3 protein-coding genes are annotated in these 3,313 nt (G+C 38.9%); all 3 read right to left on the reverse strand.

Features of this window, described 5'->3' with window-relative positions; translation table 11 throughout:
* Window positions 1-229: 229 nt before the first annotated feature.
* On the reverse strand, window positions 230-1,513 hold the full coding sequence (locus tag ACJAT7_RS18605; protein ID WP_415228282.1) for an oligosaccharide flippase family protein: 1,284 nt from the start codon (window positions 1,511-1,513) through the stop codon (window positions 230-232).
* A gap of 224 nt (window positions 1,514-1,737) precedes the next feature.
* Complete coding sequence (rfbD, locus tag ACJAT7_RS18610) at window positions 1,738-2,601, reverse strand: dTDP-4-dehydrorhamnose reductase (protein WP_415228283.1); 864 nt, start codon at window positions 2,599-2,601, stop codon at window positions 1,738-1,740.
* 125 nt (window positions 2,602-2,726) lie between these two features.
* Window positions 2,727-3,275, reverse strand: coding sequence for a dTDP-4-dehydrorhamnose 3,5-epimerase (gene rfbC, locus ACJAT7_RS18615; protein ID WP_415228284.1), 549 nt, complete (start codon window positions 3,273-3,275; stop codon window positions 2,727-2,729).
* Window positions 3,276-3,313: the final 38 nt, after the last annotated feature.

The raw sequence follows: 3,313 nt of genomic DNA on the forward strand, positions 1-3,313 counted from the left end.
ACTTTTGTATTATCTTGTTTGGGGAAGTCCCTCGCCATCTCTCCCCTTAGAATCAAGACCGAGGATGCTTGTGTCTTCAAAATACATAGCCCGTAGGTTCTGAGCGTTATACTGTAGTGGCACAACTTACATTTAATGAAAAATGGCTGTGTGCAAGTGAGTTCATGAACAACTCTCGGTTTGTGCTATTTTAAGATCTAAATAGCTCAGAGACCGGCATGCACCAATGCTATTTCCATAAATTTAATGTATTAAATCCCAGCCGCCTCTTTACCATATAAACAGCAATTAGATTTTGACTTGCTAATGCAATAGCTGTTGCAATAGCAGCTCCAGTCGCCCCATATAAGGGTGTTAAAAATAAGCCTAAGCCTAACGCTAGAGGCCCCGAGAAAAACACCACATTGCGCATATCTTTCTCATGGCCGGTCATATTTAATAAAAATCCTACAGAGCCCGTGATCACATTAATAAACTGACCAATAATCAATATTTTTAGCAAATGGGCAGCTTGAATATATTCTTCACCAAAAATCCCCATTAATAAGTCAGCAAAGAAGAACATAAATACAACTACGGGAGTTGCCATTATGACCATAATACGGCTACAAAATAAAGATGTACTGCGTAGTTCTTCAGTTTTGCCAAGCTTAGCACTAGCAGCAAAACGTGGTGCTGCAACTAGATTAACAGCAATTAAGACAAAACTTGTCAGCATGCTTATGCGCTGCGCCACCGAAAAATACGCTACATCACTTGTACTTAAATAAACGCCCGAACTTATTTGACCACTATATTGAACTAGTAACGTCATCATCATCGAATAAAATAATGATTTGGCACTAGCAGTTAAAGCGTTGGTTTGCGAATAATCGGCTACAACCGTTAATTTTTTATTCGAAAACCATTTAATTAATGCAATAGAAACGGTAATAGAAGCAGCTATAGTGAAGATAACCGACAACAAGGTAGCAGTTAAATCGATAATATAAACGGAGGCAATCAATAGAGCAATAATGACAATGACTTGGTTAGAAATATTCTGTAAAAAAATTGAAACAACCGGTTTATGTAATCCCTGAAAGGCGAAAGCCATAAGTTGATATAAGGCAAAACAGGGTATAGCAAAAGTCGTCACCATTAATACCTGTTCAAACTGGGGTTTATCAAAGATATTATTACTGATGTAAGGACTGCACACAAAAATGATTAAGGCAACACCGATGGAAGTAATTAGAACAGCTTTTAAACCTTTATTAACAATGCCTTTAATTACCCCCCAGTTAGCCTCTGCATGATATCCGCCTACAAAACGGATAAAGGCAGTCGTTAACCCTAATGTACACAACATGCCTACGGCAGAACATACGGCGTAGCTTAGTAAAAACAAACCAGACTGTTCAACAGATAATGTTCGAGTTATAACTAAAGTCATTAAGAATCCGGTTAATGCGCCAAAAATTCTAACAATAAAAGCTAAACCGCTATGTTTCAAAAATAACTTTTTATTCATTTTAGCTAAAGAAGTTCATTAACTTCTCTATATCCTTTTATTTGTGAAGTTATCTGTTTCATTAAAGTAATACATGGTTGTTCTACTAAATCTAAACGCACACTCTTGTTCGTTATTGGAAGAATTTAATTTAAACCGCTAATTATCTTTTTCACAGAGGATTTCTTAATAAGTACCAGCTTATCTAGAAATTTAAATGCCAATACACAGGCCTTTTCAATTTCTTATAATATTTCATCCATCATCGCTGATAACTGCTTACGCCAATGTGTCGTGTTTAATTCACTAACCATTTCAGCACTTGTTTTGTCTATTACCGAAAAAGCAGGCCTTTTTGCGGGTGTTGGATAAGCACTGGTACGAATAGGGAATACTGGGATTGCACTTTTTAATAAGCCTTTCTCTAAACCAAGCTCTTGGATGGCAAGGGCGAAATCATACCAAGACGCAACACCGGCATCCGTCCAATGATAAGTGCCAGTAACTTCCGGTTTAGCGGCAATAATCCAAAGCCATTGCGCCAATCCTTTCGCCCATGTTGGAGTCCCAACTTGATCGTAAACAATGCCGAGTTGCGGTTTTTCCTGCATCAAACGCAACATACTTTTTACAAAATTATTACCATTTGCCGAATATACCCAGGCGGTACGAACAATCACACTTGCTTGTGGAAATATTTCATTCAGGGCAAGCTCTCCAGCAAGTTTAGAGGCACCATAGTTATTGAGCGGATTGGGCTTGGCATCCGTTTGATAAGGGCTTGTACTGGTACCATCAAAAATAAAATCTGTTGAAATATGCAATATACGGGCATTAATTTTTTTACATGCCTGCGCTAAATATTTAACACCGTGTTCATTAACGGCATAAGCGGTAACACTGTCTTTTTCCGCCTGATCGACAGCAGTATAGGCGGCGGCATTGATCACTAAGTCTGGTTTTGTCGAGTCAATAAAATCAACCACTTGATTCTCATTGCTGATATCAAGCTGTTCTCTCCCCACACTAATAATTTCAAAAGCTTGCGGGGCTAATCGCACTAGCTCCCAAGCCAACTGCCCGCCTTTTCCTGTGATTAATACTTTCATTCATATTCCTGCTGCTGATAATGGGTAACGAGTGATGGGTAATGGATAATGGATAATGGATAATGGGTAATGGATAAATTATACTTACTCTTCACCCTTCACCCATTCCCAATACTTGTATCTAACTAGCTGAACTTGGGCGCATCTTTAAATGATAGACCTTGCTTATCTTTACCTGATAGTTGTGGTAATTCTCCATCAACTAAAGGCCATGCAATACAAATATCCGCATCATCCCAGCGCACAGAAACTTCTGATTCGGGGTGATAATAATCAGTACATTTATAAACAAATTCAGCTGAATCAGTCATCACATAAAAACCATGAGCAAAACCCTCCGGCACCCATAGTTGACGATTATTTTCAGCCGAAAGCACCTCACCAACAGCTTTCCCAAAGGTAGGGGAAGACTTGCGCATATCAACAGCAACATCAAATACGGCACCGGAGATAACGCGTACTAATTTACCTTGCGTGTGCTCTTGCTGATAATGCAGTCCACGTAAAATACCTTTTGCTGATTTACTATGATTGTCTTGAACGAAGGGTCTGGAGCCCGTTTTTGCCATAAACTCATCGGCACGGAACGTTTCCATAAAAAAACCACGTCGATCACCAAAAACATTGACTTCAACAATCTTTACATCTTCAATTTCGGTGTCAATAAATCTCATCACACTGTCCCATTAGCGACGTTATAAAGATACTGGCC

This window comes from Psychromonas sp. (genome assembly GCF_047632995.1).
Taxonomy (GTDB): Bacteria; Pseudomonadota; Gammaproteobacteria; order Enterobacterales; family Psychromonadaceae; genus Psychromonas.

Bases quoted from the DNA above. Each gene is read 5' to 3' on its own strand.
- rfbD (WP_415228283.1), bottom strand. From the start codon at position 2,601: ATGAAAGTATTAATCACAGGAAAAGGCGGGCAGTTGGCTTGGGAGCTA.
- rfbC (WP_415228284.1), bottom strand. From the start codon at position 3,275: ATGAGATTTATTGACACCGAAATTGAAGATGTAAAGATTGTTGAAGTC.
- ACJAT7_RS18605 (WP_415228282.1), bottom strand. From the start codon at position 1,513: ATGAATAAAAAGTTATTTTTGAAACATAGCGGTTTAGCTTTTATTGTT.